A 17,451-nucleotide genomic window follows, 5' to 3' on the forward strand; every position below is an offset into this window, starting at 1 on the left:
GGTCCATCCTGTCCGGGGTGGGTGGTGGGATTCACTCCGAGGGGTTCTCCGTCTGGGGCGTGGGTTGGCGGTCCGTGCGGGCGGCGCGCAGCGCCTTTCCCGGGTTGGTCAGGAACCGGCCGATTTCGACCAGGACGTACATCCCGTTGGAGAGGCCCAGGATCAGCACCAGCAGGGCCACGGCATGCATCGCCAGACAGGGAAGGGCGAAGCTGGGAAGCTGGAAGAGCCGGCGCATGCCCAACTCCAGGCCTACGGCCATGAGGGTATCCAGGGCGTAGGCTGCGAAGGCGACCAGATACACCAGGCGGGCCAGAAGCCTGGGCACGAAGCCCAGGAAGCTGAAGAAGCGGTGCAGGCGCGAGCCGGCCCAGACGACCAGGCCGGCCAGCGAGAAGGCTGCCGCCACGCCCAGGTTGACCTGGAAGCCCCGCGCTTCCCACCCCGTCCCCAGAAGACCGCCCACGCGGTCGGCCGTGCGGGCCAGGTTGTCCACGATCCAGGCGCTGGCCAGGCCATAGGTGGGCGGCTCCCCGGTTCCCAGGTGCAGGCTGAAGGCGTAGGCTGCGGCCAGGGCACCGATCAACACCAGGAGCAGGCCCCCGGTGCGGAATCGCCGTTCAGTCCGCTCTGGCAGGGTCTCCATCGGGTGCCTCCCTCAGACGTGGTCCTGAGCCGCTCTTTCGCGCCAGGTCCGGGCGGTTCCTCGGCGCAAGGGTCTCAGTACAGGAAAGGGCTCCCGGTCGAACCGGGAGCCGTGTGGCAGGATGGCCCTTGGGGAGCGCGGAGGCCACTATCTCCTGGGATCCGCCTGCAATCCGCTGCACCGGTGTCCGGCGGTCCTGCGTTCCTGGGCACAACCTCGACTTCTTGATTTCATTCTAGCGCGGTGCGGCGGAGCTGGTATGAACCCTGTGTTACCGGGGGGACATCAGGGCCCGGATCGCGTCCTCGAGGTCATGGGAGGAGTGCACCAGGCGGTCGGGGGTTGCCTTCTGCACCCGCTGGGGGGCACACCATCCGTAGGTGACGCCGACCGTGGAGAGGCCATTGGCCTCACCGGAGGTCACGTCCAGGGGCGTGTCGCCCACCATCACGCCGCCCGAGGCGCCCAACTCCGCCAGGGTGCGGCGGATCTTCTCGACCTTCTCGCTCTTGGAGTCGTCGCCCCCGGTGATCCCTGCCAGGATTCCGCCCAGGCCTCCAGCCTCCAGGCGGTTCCGGATCAAGGCTGAGGGCGTGGTCGAGACGATGGCCACCTGGAAGTCGCGGGTCAGGCTGCGAAGCATCTTCGGGATTCCCGGATAGAACCGGGCCCGGGAGTAGTCCAGGTGGCCCTGGCTGAAGGCCATGACCTCCCGGAGTTCCTCGGACGTGAAGCCCATCTGGTAGTAGTTCTGCTCCCATTGGGGGTTGTACCACTCACGGAACTCGCCGGCCGTGGCGATCGGCAGGGTCTTGCCCCAGCGCCGAGATGCCTGGCGGTACAGGTCCAGGTACAGCTCGATGGAGTCCACCAGGACCCCGTCCCAGTCCAGAAGAATCGCGTTCATGGCGGCGCCGTTCTCGGCCTGAGGGGTGCGTCCCTGCCCGGCAGGAACCCCGGCCGGGACGCCGCACTCCCCTGCCATCGTGCGCGCCGACTCCTACGCCATCCTGGCCATTTCTGCCCTGACCTTCCTCGGCGTCGCCCTGGGGCGCTGGCCCGGGCTGCGCACGAATCGGGCCTCCATCGCCCTGGTCGGAGCCGCGGCCCTGATCGGCATCGGCGGACTGTCGCTGCAGGAGGCCTTCGGCTCCCTCGACCTGCACACCCTGACCCTCCTCTTCAGCATGATGGTCCTGAACGCCAACCTCCGGCTCTCGGGCTTCTTCGGCTGGGTGGCCGCGGCGACCATGAGGGTGGCGCACAGCACGAGGATGCTGCTGGCCGTGCTGCTGGGGACCTCAGGGTTGCTCTCGGCGCTCTTCCTGAACGACACCATCTGCCTGATGCTGACACCCCTGGTGGTGGACGTGGCCCGGAGACTTGGCCGGGATCCGATCCCCTATCTGGTGGGCCTGGCCCTGTCGGCGAACATCGGATCGGTGGCCACCGTGACCGGGAACCCCCAGAACATGCTCGTGGCCATGAGCGGTGGTCTGGGATACGTCCCCTTCGCCCTGGCCCTGACACCCGTGGCCCTGCTCGGCCTCCTCCTGGCCTGGGTGGTCCTGATCCTGGTCTACCGCGAAGAGTTCCGACCCGGGCCATTGCCTCCACCACCCGACCTGAGGGTGCGATTTTATCGCCCTCTGCTGGTGAAGAGCCTCCTGGCCACGGTCGCCCTCCTAACCATGTTCCTGGCCGGGGTGCCCGTGGCGCAGTCGGCCCTGCTTGCCAGCGCCGGCCTGCTGGTCACCCGACGGCTGAAGCCCGAGCGCATCTTCGCGGATTTTGATTGGCAACTGCTGATCCTGTTCGCCGGGCTCTTCATGGTCACCGGGGCCCTGGAACACGGCGGCTGGACCCGGACCCTGGGCGAGGCCCTCCACGGGCTTGCCGGGCGGGGTCTGGGCGGATTGATGGTCCTGACGGCGCTGCTGAGCAACCTGGTCAGCAACGTCCCCGCGGTGCTCCTGCTGCGCCCGATGATCCCCGCGACCGCGGATCCGCAGAAGGCCTGGCTGGCGGTGGCGGCGGCCAGCACGCTGGCGGGAAACTTCACCCTGCTGGGCTCGATGGCGAACCTGATCGTGGCCGAGCAGGCGGCGCGCCGACAGGTGCGGCTGAGCTTCGGAGCCTATCTCAAGGCAGGAGTCCCCGTCACGCTGCTCACCCTGCTGGTCGCCTGGCTCTGGTTGGTCTGGGGGCCTTCCTGAGGGTCTGGGGTCGAGGGTGTCCAGGAAGCGCTCGGGCGGCACTTGACGACGAGGTCACGGAGTCAGGGCATCATGGACTTCCTTCCCGGCATCTCGAACCTCCGTCGGGATGCGGTTCTCATGGCGCCGCGACTGGACTCGCCTTCCCTTCGACACCTGTCCGGAGTCTGGCGAACTCGATGACATAATCCTCAACCGTCTGAAGCTGAGCCAGTCGTTCAGTGATGTGATCCAGCGGGATGTCAGCAAGGAGGGTCGCGGTCAGATCGTACAGGTAGTCAATATCACGATCCATGGCGCCTACATTGAGCGAGTCCAGCCTGTCGTCGGGCCGTAGAAGGCCTACAGGAAAATCCAGGCAGTTGCCCAGCATTTCCAGAGCCAGCAGTGCATCCTGTTCATCGACATCATCACTGAAGAACACGGAGTACATTTCGCTCGGCGACAGCTCTTTGCGTTCTTTCATCTTGGACCGTCTTCTGTGCCGTGGATAAGAATACGTCATCAAACACACTGCTGCCGCACCCGCGAACAGATAGAGGAGAGGCGGCATGAGATCCCCCTTTACAAGCAGTACCTGGCGCAGATCGATATGTGGCTGGACTCGACGGCAGCCAGATCATTCCCGCAGGCGGGCCGCAACCCCCAAGAGTCATGACCGAGCATCCTCAGCGTGCTTCTGCCCCCACTCCTCGCAGCCATCGAGATGATACTGGGGATGGTCGCGCCCGGCAGACCGCATGGAGTCTTCGCTGACGCCGGGCTCTCGCCCTGGTGGACGGGGCTGCGCGGGCCTGCCACCTCTGCCTCCGAGACCCACGCCGCTTGAAAACAGACGATCTCAATCGAACGTATGTTCGCAAGCGCTCAGGATCAACGTCCAAGTGGCCTCGCGAGGATTGAGAGGTGATACCTCCCGTGGTAACATCAGATCGTGGGGAAGATTCGTCGTGGGGGGTTCGTATTCATCGCCTGGAAGGGTGATCACCCACCCCGGCACGTGCATGTCTACCGAGACGGAACCTTGGTGGTCAAGTGGAACCTGGATGCCTGAATCCGCCGCCTGGCGTGAGGACCGAGGGCGTCGAGGCGGGTCTGGATGCAAGGAAGGCGTGCATCGAGGAGCGGAGCGTAGTTGGAGACTACGTGAGCACCGCAGAGGTGCGCCTGACGACGCAGACGGGCCCGGATCGGCGACCGAATGCCACGGTAGGTGGCGGATTCAGGGGATGACCGTGTGCCCATGAAGGGGGCTGCCACGGGCCGTGTGCTGCGTTTGATCGAGGAACTGGAAGCGGAGGGGTTGCTGTGACCATCGTCGAGGTGCGAGCCAACAACCGCAAGAGAGCTCTTGAAGTCCAGACCGAGGAAGGGCAGTTCGACCTTCCCTATGCGCGGCTCGAGTTGAAACCGAGCGCTGACGATCCCATCGTGAGCGCCTGGCCTGATGAGGAGACCGCCTGCGAGGCCTTCACCTATCGCCTCCGCTCGGGGAAGGAGGAGACCGTCCACCTCGACGTCGTCCTGGAGTTCAATCGACACCCGGGCTACCTCAATGACCTGCTCCTGCACCGCCTCACCGTGGAGGCCATCCATGCTCTGGATGAGAGCGATCTGAGCAAGCGAGAGCTGACCCGGCGCCTGGGGACGTCCGCCAGCCAGTTGTACAGGCTTCTCGACCCCACCAACACAGCCAAGTCCATCGGGCAGATGCTCGCACTTCTGCGGATTCTGGGCCGGGAGGTCGATTTCGTCGTCCGGCCCGGGACAACCGTGAGGAACGTGGCCGTCTGACAGGAACCTCGGACGCGATCGTGCGTGTGTCAGTCGATTTTGCGGCCTCGAGCCCACCTGTGTACCTGGATAGGAAGGATCCCTGCCCGCGCGGGTCAAGCCCAGACAGGTCACCTGAATCCGCCGCCAGTCGTGAGAACCGAGGGCGTCGAGGCGGGTCTGGATGCAAGGACGGCGTGCGTTCTGAGGAGCGGAGCGTAGTTGGAAACTACGTGAGCACCGCAGAGGTGCGCCTGACGACGCAGACGGGCCCGGATCGGCGGCCGAATGCCACGGTAGGCGGCGGATTCAGGGAACCCCGGCAACCCCCTCCGCCTTGCACCCCCCGTCGCCCTGGTGTACCCTGACGCCATGCGTCGCGAGACCCGCCAGCGCAAGATTCTTCGCCAGGTCCTCCGGGAGGCGGAACGCCCGCTTTCGCCCCAGGAGATCCTGGACGCCGCCCAGGATCGCCTGCCCGGCCTGGGGCTGGCCACGGTGTACCGCAACGTCAAGGCCCTGCTGGAAGACGGTCTCCTGCAGGCCGTGGAACTGCCTGGTCAGGGCCTGCGCTACGAGGTGGCGGGCAAGCACCACCACCACCACTTCCACTGCCGCGAGTGCGGGAAGGTCTTCGAGGTCTGGGGGTGTCCCGGCAACCTGTGCCCCCTGGCTCCTCCCGAGTTCCAGGTGGAGAGCCACATGATCGTGCTGTATGGGCGCTGTGCCGGGTGTGGTCGCCAGACCGGACAGGAGGCGACCTCTCCGGCTGCGAAGGGCCCGAGCCCATGTCTGGACCCCGGCTGCTCCGGAACCTGCGGACACTAGGCCTCTACCTGCTGCTGGCAGGCCTGGCCCTCTTCGCCACGGTCCCCTTCCTGTGGTTGCTGTCGACCTCCTTGAAGTCGGGGGACGTCTTCACGTCGCGGGGCCTGCTGGACCTGATCCCCCGGGAACCGACCCTGGAATACTACGTCCGCCTGCTGGGCGTGAGCGAGCAGCTCCCCTTGCTCCGCTTCTTCTGGAACACCGCGCTGATCTGCGTCTGGGGGGTCGTCCTGGAGGTCAGCCTGGCGGCGCTGGCGGCCTATCCCCTGGCCCGCATGGAGTTCAAGGGCAAGACCCTGGTCTTCGCCCTGCTTCTGTCCACCTTGATGCTGCCCACCCAGGCCAACATGATCGTCAACTTCGTCACCATCCGCTGGCTGGGACTCTTCAACACCCTCTCCGCCGTGGTTCTGCCCGCAGCCACCAGCGTCTTCGGCATCTTCCTGATGCGCCAGGCCTTCCTGGTGGTGCCCCGCGAGCTGGAGGACGCCGCCCGGATCGACGGCTGCGGCGAGCTGGGCATCTTCTGGCACGTCATGCTGCCTCTGAGCCGGGCTGCCCTGGGGACGCTGGCCCTGTTTGCCTTTGTCTCCCATTGGAATTCCTTCCTGTGGCCCCTGGTGGTCCTGAAGTCCGCCGAACTCTACCCTCTGAGCGTCGGCATGGCCTACATGGCCGAGACCTTCGACTCGGACTTCCGGCTGGTGGCGGCCGGCTCGGTGGCGGGCATGCTGCCGATCCTGATCCTCTTCCTCCTGGTCCAGAAGCAGTTCATCCGAGGCATCACCGCCGGGGCGGTCAAGTAGCCTGGCCGGCCCGCAGACGCTGGAGACCCGCACCACCAAGCCTGCGCCGAAGGGGGCAGCCCTGGTCCTGTGTGCGGGGCGCTCGGCCAGGATGGGCCGCCCCAAGGCCCTGCTTCCCTTCCAGGGGGGCACCTTCCTCAGCGTGATCCTCGACCGCCTGCGAGCCCTGGGTCTGCCCTTCATGGCGGTGGTGCGCGGTCCGGACCTGCTCCTTCCCGAGGAGGTGCTGGCCGGGCTGCCGGTGCTGGTGAATCCCGACCCCGAGACGGGGCCCATCGGCTCGATCCAGGCGGGGCTGAAGGCGGGGGCCCGAGGCTTTCCCTGGCTCCTGGCGGTCCCGGTGGACCATCCGGCTGTCACCCTGGAGACCCTGCAAGCCTTGGTTCGCGCCGCCGAGGCTGGGGGGGGGCACCTGTGGGTTCCTTCCCATCGGGGAAGACGGGGGCATCCCGTGGTCTTCTCCCAGGCCTGCTATGAGGACCTGATGTCGGTTCCCCCAGGGGAGGGGGCCCGTTGGGTGGTGGCCCGCCATCGAAACCTCCGGGTGGAGGTCCCCGTCGAGGACCCCGGAGTCCTGCGCAACGTCGACACTCCCCAGGAGTATCGGCAACTGCTGCGAGAGGATGGGGTTTTGGGCCATGGCTCGAGATTTCGTGACCGCGACCCGCAAGCCGCGGGCAGGGTGGGCGGCGGCGACACAGAAGCCAGGGACCCGGCCACCTTCGGCACTTCAAGGAGTCGTCCCAAGCCCATGACCCGTTTCGTCCTCAACTCCCGCGTCGTGCAGACCGACCAGCCTCCCGGCACGATCCTGCTGGACTTCATCCGCCTGTCCTCCGGGCTGACGGGCACCAAGGAGGCCTGCCGCGAGGGCGAGTGCGGGGCCTGCACCGTGCTGCTCGGTTCTCCGGGGCCCCAGGGCCTGGTCTATCGGGCCGTGGCCTCGTGCCTGCTGCCGCTGGGTGACGTCCAGGGCTGCCACGTCGTCACCGTGGAGGGCCTCTCGGAGGGCCCCCTGACCCTGGTCCAGGAGATGATTCTCGAGCACAGCGCGTCGCAGTGCGGGTTCTGCACGCCTGGGATCGTGATGTCCCTGACGGGATTCTGCCTGGCCTCGACGACCTTCTCCTTCCCGGAGGCGCTGGACGCCCTGGACGGCAACCTGTGCCGCTGCACGGGCTACGTGGCCATTCGCGACGCCGCCCGGGCGCTGTGCGAGCGCCTGGAGGGGGTGCAGCTCGACCCGGAGGTCCGGGTCGCCACCCTGGTGGAGTTGGGGGTCCTGCCGCGAGGGTTCCTGGAGGCGCCAGGCCTGGTGAGCCAGCTCCAGACCCCGGAGCCACCCAGCACATCGGAGGCCGTCAACCCGGTTCTGGTGGCCGGCGGCACCGATCTCTTCGTCCAGAAGCCCGAAGAACTGCGGGAAGCACCCCTCGAGTTCCTGTCCCGGCGCCGGGATCTGGACTTCATCCGGCTGGAGGACGGCGTCCTGCGGGTGGGGGGCGCGGTGACCTTGGAGTCCTTCCGGCTCTCGGAGGTCGTGAACCGCGTCTTCCCGACCCTGCGCGACGATCTGCTGCTGCACTCCTCGACGATCCTGCGCAATCGGGCGACGCTGACCGGAAACATCGTGAACGCCTCGCCGGTGGGCGACGTGACCATCATGCTGCTGGCCCTGGACGCCACCCTGGAGATCGGCACCGCCGCAGGACAGACCCGACGGGTGCCCCTCTCGGAGTTCTACCGTGGCTACAAGGAGTTCGACCTGACCCCCGGAGAGCTGATCACCGAGATCCGCATCCCTGAACCTGCGCCGGGGACCCGCTTCAACTTCGAGAAGGTGTCCAACCGCGAGATTCTCGACATCGCCGCGGTCAGCACGGCCCTGCGGCTGGTCCTGGCCCCCGATGGCACCATCCAGGACCTGCGCCTCTCGGCGGGGGGGGTGGCCCCGGTCCCCCTCTTCGTCACCGGTCTGGAGAAGTTCCGTGGGCTGAAACCTGAGGGCGAGACGGTGGGCCTCCTGGCCCGGCACGTGGTCGAGGCGGTCTCGCCGATCAGCGACATCCGCGGATCGGCCACCTACAAGAGGTTGCTGCTGGGGCAACTGGTGCGGGCCCATTTCTCCGCGGAGGTGCTGTCGTGAAGAACGTGGACATGCAGATGCACGTGCGGGGGACCTCCCAGTTCGTCGACGACCTGGCCGCTCCGGCGGGTTGCCTGCACGCGGCCCTGGTCACCTCCCGCGTGGCCCGCGGGCGGATCCGCTCGCTGGACCTGGGTGAGGTGCTGGCCGCTCCCGGGGTGGTGGCCGTGTACACCCACCGGGACGTTCCTGGCCTGAACGAGGTGGGGCACGTCTTGAAGGACCAGCCCTTGCTGGCGGTCGACCGGGTGGAGTACATCGGGCAACCCCTGGCCCTGGTCGTGGCCGAGAGCCACCTGCAGGCCTGGCAGGCGGCGGCCCGGGGGCGGGCCGACATCGAGGAGCTCCCCGCCGTCTTCGACCCGCGGGAGGCCCTGGCCCAGGGGATGATCCACGGCCAGAAGCGGATCCTGGTCAGCGGGGACCCCGACGCCGCCTTCGAGAAGTGTCATCACGTCGTGCAGGGGAGCCTGTCCAGCGGACCCCAGGAACACTTCTACTTCGAGACCCAGCGGGCCCTGGCCGTGCCCACCGAGCACGACACCCTCAAGGTCCACGCCTCCACCCAGTCCCCGGGGGCCTACCATCGCCACCTGGCCGAGGTGCTGGGGCTTCCCATGCACAAGGTCGAGCTGGACATCCGCCGGCTGGGAGGAGGCTTCGGAGGCAAGGAGTCGACGGCTGTCTGGGTCGTCGCGCCCGCCCTGGCGGCCTTCCTGCTCAAGCGCCCAGTCAAGCTGGTGCTGCCCCGGAACCACGACATCGCCACCAGCGGCAAACGGCATCCCTACGAGTATGACTATCGCATCGGCCTGGACGAGGAGGGCCGGATCCTGGCCTACGAGGTCGACCTGTATCAGCATGCCGGGGCCTGCGCTGACATCTCGCTGGCGGTCCTGGGTCGCTCGTTCCTGCACGCCTCGGGTGCCTATCGGATCCCCAACATCCGGGTCCGCGCCGTGAGTTGCCGGACCAACATCCCGCCCAACAACGCCTTCCGGGGCTTCGGCGTGCCCCAGGGCACCTTTGCCATCGAGGCCGCCGTGACCCACGCCGCGGAGGTCATGGGCGTGCCGGCCGCACAGATCAAGCGCACGAACCTGGCGGGGGACGGGGATGTCCTGCCCTTCGGCATGGTGCTGGAGAACACCAATTCCGTGCGCTGCTGGGAGACCCTGGACGCCCGGGTGGATCTGGCCGCCCGCCACGCGGCCGTTGCCGAGTACAACCGCACCCACACCGACTCCAAACGAGGGCTGGCCGTGGTCCCGGTGTGCTTCGGCATCTCTTTTGCCCAGACGGCCCTCAACCAGGCCGGGGCGCTGGTCAACATCTTCGTGGACGGCAGCGTCGAGGTCAGCACCGGGGCCGTGGAGATGGGCCAGGGGGTCAACACCAAGATCCAGTTGGTGGCAGCCCGGACCCTGGGGATCGCCTCGGACCGGGTGCGGGTGCACACGACCAACACCTCGAGGGTTCCCAACGCCTCGCCGACTTCGGCCAGCACGGGCGCCGACCTCAACGGGATGGCCACGAAGTACGCCTGTGAGGAGCTCCTCTCCCGGCTGCGTCGCTTCGCCGGGCAGCACCTGGGCCATGACGATCCCGAGCAGATCACGATTCGCGAGGGGGTCGTCCATCTGGCCGGCAAGCCCACCGAGTTGTCCTGGGAGAAGCTGGTGGCGGCGGCCCAGTGGGCTCGGGTGGATTTGTCCAGCCACGCCTTCTACGCCACCCCCAACCTGCATCTCGATCCCAGGACCGAGCGAGGGCGCCCCTTCGCCTACTACAGTTGCGGGACATCTCTGACCGAGGTCTGGCTGGACTGCGTGCGGGGCACCTATCGACTGGAGTCGGTCGAGGTGGTCCATGACGTGGGCCGCTCGTTGTCCGAGGTCATCGATCGGGGCCAGGTGGCAGGAGGGGTCGTGCAGGGGATCGGCTGGGCCACCGTCGAGCAGCTTCGATATGCACCCGACGGTCGGGTCCTGACGGGGGCCAATGCCTACAAGATCCCTGACTTGAAGTCCCTGGCGCCCCACTTCGCCGTGACGCTGCTGGAGAACTCGCAGAACCCCAACGCGGTGTGCAACTCCAAGGCTGTCGGGGAACCCCCCCTGATCCACGGGCTGGGGGCCTGGTTGGCGATTCTGGACGCCCTGCGCAGCGTGCGCCGGGACAAGGAGCTGCCCTCGCTCCCCCTGACCCCCGAGAAGGTCTTCATGTACCTGCACGGTTGAACCGGCAACATCGGCTGGAATTGAATTGTTTTCGAGGATGACTGCCCTCGACTCTTCCATCATCCGGGGCCGGGAGAAATCGCGCGAGTCAGCGGCTCATGGAGCACTGGTCTGGTGCAGGTGGGCTTGATTTGAATTCAATCTAAAAATCGTGGTCGGGATCACGAAGGCCAGCCAAACCGCATGCTACAATCGGGGTATCCGGTGATTCCGGGAGCGCCTGATGCTGGACCGAATGCGGCGTCTGTGGTGGTTGGAGCTGGGCATCGTGGCCCTGGCCCTGCTGGTGATCTCCCGGATGGGAGGGCCTCCGGAGCCCGACCCCTCCAGCTCGGCCGGGACTCCCCTGGTCCTCTACTTCGCGGTCTACGATCGCCAGGATGAACCGGTCTCCGAGGCGCGGATCCATCTGGAGAATCCAGCCTCTGGATCCAAGAGCGCCAAGAGCGCCAAGAACGCTCGGACGGGCCCGGACGGGCGCGTCACCCTCTACTCGGTGCTTCCGGGAAGCCAGGACCGTCGGCTCCTCTACACCGTCGAGCCGCCCGGGAGGGACGCCTTCTCGGGGACCCTGGAACTGCCGCAACGGCCAGGACTCCGCCAGACCCAGCCTCCCCATGTGCTGACGGTGGAGCAGGACCTCAACGGGGTCACCTGGCGCGCGGACGTGGTGGTGCGCTGCCCCTGAGCCCATCCCTGAACGCCAGTCGTGGACCGGGCGCCAGGCCCTGGCTGCCCAGGGGATTGTAGTAGCGGAACTTCTCCCCATCCCGGTGGACTTCAGGGGTCCAGCGGCAGGTCCGTTCATCCCCGGCCCGGTTGTGCCAGGTGACCACCACGGCGTAGCTGCGGCCCAGGGGGGCGCCAGGACAGCTCAGTTCGAAACTGGCGTCGCCGACGTCGGTCCACCAGGTCTTCTCCCAGCGCCGGTTGTAGTTGCCGTATTCCCAGGCCTCGATCCGGTAGACCCAGTAGCGGTCCTCCTGCTCCTGGCCGACGGTGAAGGGGTAGGCCAGGACGGTGAAGCTGCCGGACTCTTCGACCGAGCGGGCTCCCACCTCCGGTCCCGAGGTGGGGGAGAGCGAGACCTGCAGGGTTCGGATGGCGCCGGCCGAGATCTGGACCTGGCCGCTGGCGCTCTTGAATCCAGGAAGCGTGATGTAGGCCTTCATCGGGCCGGCCGGCAGATGGTCGATCCGGAAGGCCCCGTTCAGGTCGCTGAGGGCCTCCTGGCCGTCGTCGAGGTGGATCTGGGCGTTGGCCAGCAGGCGTCCGTCGGAGGAGACCACCTGCCCCACCAGGGAGCCGGTGGTCGGCGCCGGCGGGGCGGGCTGGGGTGGGGGGGAGCCCACCTCCAGGGCCAGGTTGTTCCCGGGGTAGCGGTCGACCATGACCCGAAGGGCACCCGAAGAGGCTCCTGGGGGAACCCGGAACTTGACCCGGGTCGGACTCCACTCCACGATGTCCTCCGGCTGCACCGGAAGCCCGGCGAGCGTCAGGACGCCGCGGCCGGGGGAACCCAGGCCCTGGCCGGTCAGGGTCACGACCTGTCCGGGGGTGGCCCGGGGGGGGGTGATTCTCTGGAGCGTGGGAGACCCGCCCGAAGGAGGCGACTGGTTCCAGTTCAGGTCCATCTCCGACCAGCAGAAGACCGCCCCGATCTGGCTGGGACCGAAGACCTCACCTGGGGAGCGCAGGTCGGCCGCCACCCACTGGGAGCCTCGGGAGGCGTACAGGGTGGAGAAGATCCAGGCGCGTCCGGGCGAGGTCTCCGGGCTGGCCACCTCGGCCGGACGGGCGGTGGTGCCCCCCGGCCGGGTCAGCGTGATGTTCTGGCGCTGGACCGAGCCTTGGAAGGGGGAGGCCACGAGGTTCCAGCCGGCATACAGCCGGGTGGTGCGGACCAGGTTTTCCGCAGGGGGGCCGGAGAACTCCACCAGGCCCGGGCGATCGCAGTAGGCCAGGTAGGCCTGGCCCGGGTCCACCTGCTGGGGCTGGTTCACCGGATCGATCGGCTCGAGCCCGCCCGGACCCCGGTGCAGCAGCATCCGGTCCAGGCCACGCACAGCCTCCAAGCGGCCCACCGGAAAGTTGATCAACTGCCAGCCGGCGCTGGTCTGCACCTGCTGCACGGGCCAGCGGGAGGCCTCCGGGTCCGGCGCCTGGGGCAATCTCGTCAGCAGCGGGGGAGGTTGGGCCGGCATGCCCGGGATCCGGGTGGGGTCCAGGGCCTCGCGGGGGGAGGCCGAACCGGCAGCGGTCAGCACCAGCCAGGCGGCCAGGACGATCAGGACCAGGCGCGTTCGAAGCAGCATGGAGGAAGGTTCCGGCACCTCGAGGCGATTCCCTGGTGGGCAGGCGCCTTCGTCCCGGGCGCTACCAGGAGTCTGTGTGAATACCGCGTCGGTCGCCTCGCCGGGTCTCTTGCACTCCCGCTGTGTTGCGGAAAGTCTCATTTGCCTCCAGCAAACCACGACTTTCTGCGCCTTGCGGGGTGCACAAGATCCCTCGGCGATGCTCGGTCCGGATACTCACACAGACTCCTAGGGAATCGGCTGGCCGGTCAGGGCGGCGAAGAGGCGGATGAGCGAGGCTTCCATCTTCTTCTCCAGCTCCTCGGCCCGGTCTCGGGTCAGTCGACCCCCGTACCCCGAGCCGCGGACGCAGATGGCCTTGCGCTCGGGGTTGACCTCGAAGGATTTCAGCTCCAGGTAGCCCCCGATCTCGTCCCAACTGATCGCCAGTTCGTGCGAGGTGACGGCCAGGACCTGGCCGGTCAGCACGTCGCCTTCCCACAGGACCAGCCGGACCGGGTCGCCGACCTTGCCGATCGACCCTTCCCGGGTCAGCCAGCGGGACAGCCCCTCGGCCTGCTGGTAGTGGTGCATCAACTGCTCGTTGTGGTAGGGCGCCGCCAGGAGGGCGAAGAACCCGGTCCGGTCCCGGCCCCAGTAGTTCTCGACGTACAGCTTGAGGATCGAGAGCGACATCTCCCAGCCGGACTCGGCATCGCCCGCGCCCTCCTGCCCTTCGGCGCCCGGGCCGGTCTCGACCACCTCGACCTGCGAGCCGACCCCGTAGGGGCGAATCGAGATGGTCAGGGTCTGGGTGCCCATCCCCGGGACGGCGGCCTTCAGGACCACCTTCCTGGGGGGTTGGACCTCGGGCAGCGAGTACTCCACCGAGAAACCGAAGCGCTCCCAGGTCATCTGGAGCTTGCTGCCCGAGCCCGGCCAGCCGGTCACCTTGTCGCAGAACCAGCGCGACAGGTGCTCGGGTTCGGTCCAGGCGTCGAAGGCCCGCTCGGGAGGGGCGGAGGTGATGGTGGCGCGGCGGATGGAAGGTTCGTGCACGGGGACCTCTTCGGGAAGGCGGGCCGGTTCCCTATCGCAGGTGCCAGGAGCCCCTGGAGGCGGCGAGAAGGTGGCGGCCATGCTGGGCTCCCTCTTCCACGCCTCCGCACCTCCCTACCTGCAGGGGCAGGTCGCTCTCGGCCAGACCGTGGCCCTGCGCCTGCGCGCGGATCGCGATCTGGACCTGCTGGGGATCTTCCTGAGGACCGCCCCGGAGGGGGAGCAGGTCATGACCCCCGCGCGTCGGGCGGGCCAGGAGGGGTGCTGCCAGTGGTGGGAGGTCGAGGTGGAATTGACCGTGCCCCGCCTGGCCTACCGCTTCCTGGTCCAGACCGACCAGGGGGCCTGGTGGCTCTCGGCGGCCGGACTCACTCGGCACACTCCCACCGATGCCACGGACTTCAAGCTGCTGCCGGCTCATCCCGGACCCGACTGGGTGCCGGAGGCGGTCTTCTATCAGATCTTTCCGGATCGCTTCGCGGATGGCGACCCCGCCAGCAACGTGCGCGACGGCGAGTACCTGCTGGAGGGCAGGCCCGTCATGGCCCGTCGCTGGGAGGACGCGCCCACCCCTGGCGCCGGCGCGCGCGAGTTCTACGGGGGGGACCTGCCCGGGATCGTGGACCACCTGGATCACCTGCAGGACCTGGGGATCGACGCTCTGTACCTCAACCCCGTCTTCACGGCCCCCAGCAGCCACAAGTACGACGTGGCCGATTACGAGCACGTGGACCCCCACCTGGGGGGCGACCAGGCCCTGATCGACCTGCGTCGGGCTCTTGACGACCGAGGGATGCGCCTGGTCCTGGACGTGGTGCCCAACCACTGCGGGGTGGAACACCCCTGGTTCAGGAAGGCCCAGGCCGACCCCGACTCGCCGGAGGCGGGCTTCTTCACCTTCCACTCGCATCCTCATGACTACGCCTGCTGGCTGGGGCACCGTTCCCTGCCGCGCCTGAACTATCGAGATCCGCTCCTGGTCGAGGCCATGGTCTCGGGCCAGGATTCGGTGCTGCGCCGTTGGCTGCGTGCGCCCTTCAGTCTGGATGGCTGGCGGCTCGATGTCGCCAACATGCTGGCTCGGCAGGGGGCCAGTCAGTTGGGGCACAAGGTCGGGCGGGCCATTCGCCGCGCGGTCAAGGCCGAGAATCCACACGCCTGGATCCTGGGCGAGCACTTCTTCGACGGCACCGCTCACCTGCAGGGGGACGAGCTCGACGGGGTCATGAACTACCGGGGTTTCATGGTCCCCTTGTGGCAGTGGCTGGTCGGCTCGGACCTGGCGGGCTTCGAGGGGAAGCCCTGGGGAGACCGCAGCCTTCTTCCCACCGCCTCGCTGGCCGCGCAGTGGATGGCCTTTCGATCGGCGGTTCCCGAGAGCGTCGGCCTCCAGCACATGAACCTGCTGGGCAGCCACGACACCCCGCGGATCCTGGACCTGGCCGGAGGGGACCGGCGCGTGGTCCAGGTGGCGGCGGCGCTCCTGTTCACCTGGCCCGGAGCCCCGTGCCTGTTCTACGGGGACGAGGTGGGATTGGGGGGAGGAGGCGAGCCGGAGGGGCGTATCCCGATGCCCTGGGACCCGTCCCGCTGGGACCTTCAGAGCCTGGAGTTCTTCCGACGCCTGTGTCGGCTGCGTCGCGGCAGCCAGGCCTTGACCCGGGGGGCGCTCCAGGTCCTTCTGGCCGAAGGGGGGACCCTGGCCTTCCTGCGCGAGAGCCCGGGCCAACGGGTCGTGGTGGTGGCCTGCCGCGCGGGGGCCTCTGGCCAGGTCCGCGCCCTCCCCGTCCGCCACGGTGGCATCCCTGATGGAACCTTGTTCCGGGCCGCCTTGGGAGGAGGTCTTCAGAGGGTCCGGGAGGGGCGCCTGGAGGGGATGCCGGCCGCGCCCGGGGCCGAAATCTGGATCGAAGACCGGGCCTGAGTCTCGATCGCAGTTGGGCCAAGGCCCTAGGAACTTGAGAGAGCGGGGCCGGCTGCCACGGCAGGTGGCGGATTCGGGTGCAGACCTGCCGGTCTTCTTGGTGGCAGGAGCGGGAAGAGGGAGCCGACCTCGAAGAGAGTCCCCCAACCCGAGGCCCTGAGAGCGGAGGTTCCCCTGAATCCATTTACGTCCGAGGCGGCTCGCGGCCACCTGAATCCGCCGCCTGGCGTGAGAACCGAGGGCGTCGAGGCGGGTCTGGATGCAAGGAAGGCGTGCATCGAGGAGCGGAGCGTAGTTGGAGACTACGTGAGCACCGCAGAGGTGCGCCTGACGACGCAGACGGGCCCGGATCGGCGGCCGGATGCCACGGTAGGTGGCGGATTCAGGGGCCACCTGAACCGACTGGTGCAGGGGTTGGAGCGCGGCATGCGCTTCTTCACCGAGTCGCCTCCACCCGAGGTGGACCGCACTCCCCGCGAGCAGGTCGAATGCTTCGACCTGGTGACGGTCTCCCGCTTCCAGGGAAGCACCAGGCGCCATCGGACCCCCGTCCTGCTCGTCCCGGCCTTGATGATCAAACCCTATCTCTTCGATTTGCGGCCCGGCCACAGCCTGGCCGAGTCCCTTCTTGAGCGGGGCTTCGACGTCTTCGTGGTGGATTTCGGAGTGCCCGACGAGGCGGATGCCCACCTGCGGATCAGCGACTACGTCTTCTCCTTCCTCCCGCGGGCCCTGGAGGCCGTGACCCGGGCCAGCGGCCAGCCGGCAGTCACCTTGCTGGGCTACTGCACCGGAGGGCTCTTCGCCCTGCTGTGCGCCGCGTCGCGGCAATCCCAGGTCGCCAACCTGGTCCTGCTGGCCTGCCCGATGGACTATGAGAAGATGGGGGTGATCAGCTTCATCACCCGCCGCTACCAGCGTCAACTGCACGCCCTGCTCGATCGCCTGGGCTATGTCCCCGGGTTCGTGCCCAGCCTGGCGGTGGACGTGGCCGATCCCCTGGGCGGTCTGACGCGCTACTCCGACCTGTTCCTGTCGGTCTGGGACCACGAATACCGCAAAGGGCGCCAGGCCCTCAACCACTGGCTGCACGACCTGGTCCCGGGACCACGGGACGCCTGGAAGGAGTTCCTGGACACGTTCGTCGTGGGGAATGCCCTGGTGGAGGGGCGGGTGGAACTGGCAGGCCGGACCCTTCACCTCGAGGAGGTCCGCTGCCCACTCCTGGCCCTGGCGGGGAAGCGAGACCCGATCGCCACCGAGGCCTCCACTCGCGAAATCGTCGACCTGGTGGGCAGCCCGGATCGCACCTTCCAGGTCGTTCCCGGAGGACACGTGGGGATCGTGGCGGGGTCCTCTGCCCCCCAGACCACCTGGAGGCTCGTGGAGGACTGGTTGGAACCCCGGTCCTAATCCACCGGGGGAGGAGGAGTCGGAGGTGGGGGCGGAGTCGGCGCAGGCGGAGGCGTCGGTGCCGGAGGGGTGGCGGCGGGCGGTCTGGGACCGGGCAGGGTCGTCA

The 17,451-nt window shown here is 68.0% G+C and carries 15 protein-coding genes; 9 read left to right on the forward strand and 6 right to left on the reverse strand.

Annotated features, from left to right (window positions below):
- Positions 1 to 31 precede the first annotated feature (31 nt).
- Together EYA77_RS04080 and EYA77_RS04085 are read right to left on the reverse strand one after the other, a co-directional pair.
- Positions 32 to 646, reverse strand: coding sequence for a hypothetical protein (locus tag EYA77_RS04080; RefSeq protein ID WP_167815945.1), 615 nt, complete (start codon positions 644 to 646; stop codon positions 32 to 34).
- A gap of 271 nt (positions 647 to 917) precedes the next feature.
- The gene (locus EYA77_RS04085; RefSeq protein WP_167815946.1) at positions 918 to 1,631 is read right to left on the reverse strand and encodes an HAD family hydrolase; all 714 of its coding nucleotides are present in this window, start codon (positions 1,629 to 1,631) and stop codon (positions 918 to 920) included.
- Between the two features lies 1 nt (position 1,632).
- Between EYA77_RS04085 and EYA77_RS04090 the strand changes: the two genes are divergently transcribed.
- On the forward strand, positions 1,633 to 2,862 hold the full coding sequence (locus tag EYA77_RS04090; RefSeq protein ID WP_167815947.1) for an anion transporter: 1,230 nt from the start codon (positions 1,633 to 1,635) through the stop codon (positions 2,860 to 2,862).
- A gap of 118 nt (positions 2,863 to 2,980) precedes the next feature.
- Here the strand turns inward: EYA77_RS04090 and EYA77_RS04095 are convergent, their stop codons facing one another.
- Complete coding sequence (locus EYA77_RS04095) at positions 2,981 to 3,367, reverse strand: hypothetical protein (protein WP_167815948.1); 387 nt, start codon at positions 3,365 to 3,367, stop codon at positions 2,981 to 2,983.
- Positions 3,368 to 4,170: 803 nt separating this feature from the next.
- On the opposite strand from EYA77_RS04095, the gene EYA77_RS04100 reads away from it, so the two are divergent.
- A complete protein-coding gene (locus EYA77_RS04100; RefSeq protein ID WP_167815949.1) occupies positions 4,171 to 4,656 on the forward strand; it encodes a hypothetical protein in 486 nt (161 codons plus the stop codon).
- Between the two features lie 110 nt (positions 4,657 to 4,766).
- Here the strand turns inward: EYA77_RS04100 and EYA77_RS04105 are convergent, their stop codons facing one another.
- The gene (locus EYA77_RS04105; RefSeq protein ID WP_167815950.1) at positions 4,767 to 4,961 is read right to left on the reverse strand and encodes a hypothetical protein; all 195 of its coding nucleotides are present in this window, start codon (positions 4,959 to 4,961) and stop codon (positions 4,767 to 4,769) included.
- A gap of 46 nt (positions 4,962 to 5,007) precedes the next feature.
- Between EYA77_RS04105 and EYA77_RS04110 the strand changes: the two genes are divergently transcribed.
- The 5 genes from EYA77_RS04110 (at position 5,008) to EYA77_RS04130 (ending at position 11,343) form a co-directional block, all read left to right on the forward strand.
- On the forward strand, positions 5,008 to 5,463 hold the full coding sequence (locus tag EYA77_RS04110; protein WP_167815951.1) for a Fur family transcriptional regulator: 456 nt from the start codon (positions 5,008 to 5,010) through the stop codon (positions 5,461 to 5,463).
- Positions 5,424 to 6,269, forward strand: coding sequence for a carbohydrate ABC transporter permease (locus EYA77_RS04115; protein ID WP_167815952.1), 846 nt, complete (start codon positions 5,424 to 5,426; stop codon positions 6,267 to 6,269). The genes EYA77_RS04110 and EYA77_RS04115 overlap by 40 nt, the downstream gene beginning before the upstream one ends.
- A gap of 67 nt (positions 6,270 to 6,336) precedes the next feature.
- Positions 6,337 to 8,415, forward strand: a complete 2,079-nt coding sequence (locus EYA77_RS04120) for an NTP transferase domain-containing protein (protein ID WP_280841930.1) — start codon at positions 6,337 to 6,339, stop codon at positions 8,413 to 8,415.
- The gene (locus EYA77_RS04125; RefSeq protein WP_209315003.1) at positions 8,412 to 10,655 is read left to right on the forward strand and encodes a xanthine dehydrogenase molybdopterin binding subunit; all 2,244 of its coding nucleotides are present in this window, start codon (positions 8,412 to 8,414) and stop codon (positions 10,653 to 10,655) included. The genes EYA77_RS04120 and EYA77_RS04125 overlap by 4 nt, the downstream gene beginning before the upstream one ends.
- A 223-nt stretch (positions 10,656 to 10,878) precedes the next feature.
- Positions 10,879 to 11,343, forward strand: a complete 465-nt coding sequence (locus EYA77_RS04130) for a hypothetical protein (RefSeq protein WP_167815954.1) — start codon at positions 10,879 to 10,881, stop codon at positions 11,341 to 11,343.
- Here EYA77_RS04130 and EYA77_RS04135 read toward each other — a convergent pair.
- Complete coding sequence (locus EYA77_RS04135) at positions 11,306 to 12,970, reverse strand: carboxypeptidase regulatory-like domain-containing protein (protein WP_167815955.1); 1,665 nt, start codon at positions 12,968 to 12,970, stop codon at positions 11,306 to 11,308. The two genes, EYA77_RS04130 and EYA77_RS04135, sit on opposite strands and share 38 nt — an antisense overlap.
- 228 nt (positions 12,971 to 13,198) lie before the next feature.
- A complete protein-coding gene (locus EYA77_RS04140) occupies positions 13,199 to 14,008 on the reverse strand; it encodes an SRPBCC domain-containing protein (protein ID WP_167815956.1) in 810 nt (269 codons plus the stop codon).
- Between the two features lie 79 nt (positions 14,009 to 14,087).
- Between EYA77_RS04140 and malZ the strand changes: the two genes are divergently transcribed.
- On the forward strand, positions 14,088 to 15,932 hold the full coding sequence (gene malZ, locus EYA77_RS04145) for a maltodextrin glucosidase (RefSeq protein WP_167815957.1): 1,845 nt from the start codon (positions 14,088 to 14,090) through the stop codon (positions 15,930 to 15,932).
- Positions 15,933 to 16,238: 306 nt separating this feature from the next.
- Entirely contained in the window at positions 16,239 to 17,345 is a 1,107-nt protein-coding gene (locus EYA77_RS04150; RefSeq protein ID WP_167815958.1) for an alpha/beta fold hydrolase, read from the forward strand.
- Positions 17,346 to 17,451 lie beyond the last annotated feature (106 nt).

Origin of the sequence: Methanocorpusculum sp. GPch4, assembly GCF_012062385.1 — an archaeon.
GTDB classification, from domain to species: Archaea; Halobacteriota; Methanomicrobia; order Methanomicrobiales; family Methanocorpusculaceae; genus Methanocorpusculum; species Methanocorpusculum parvum.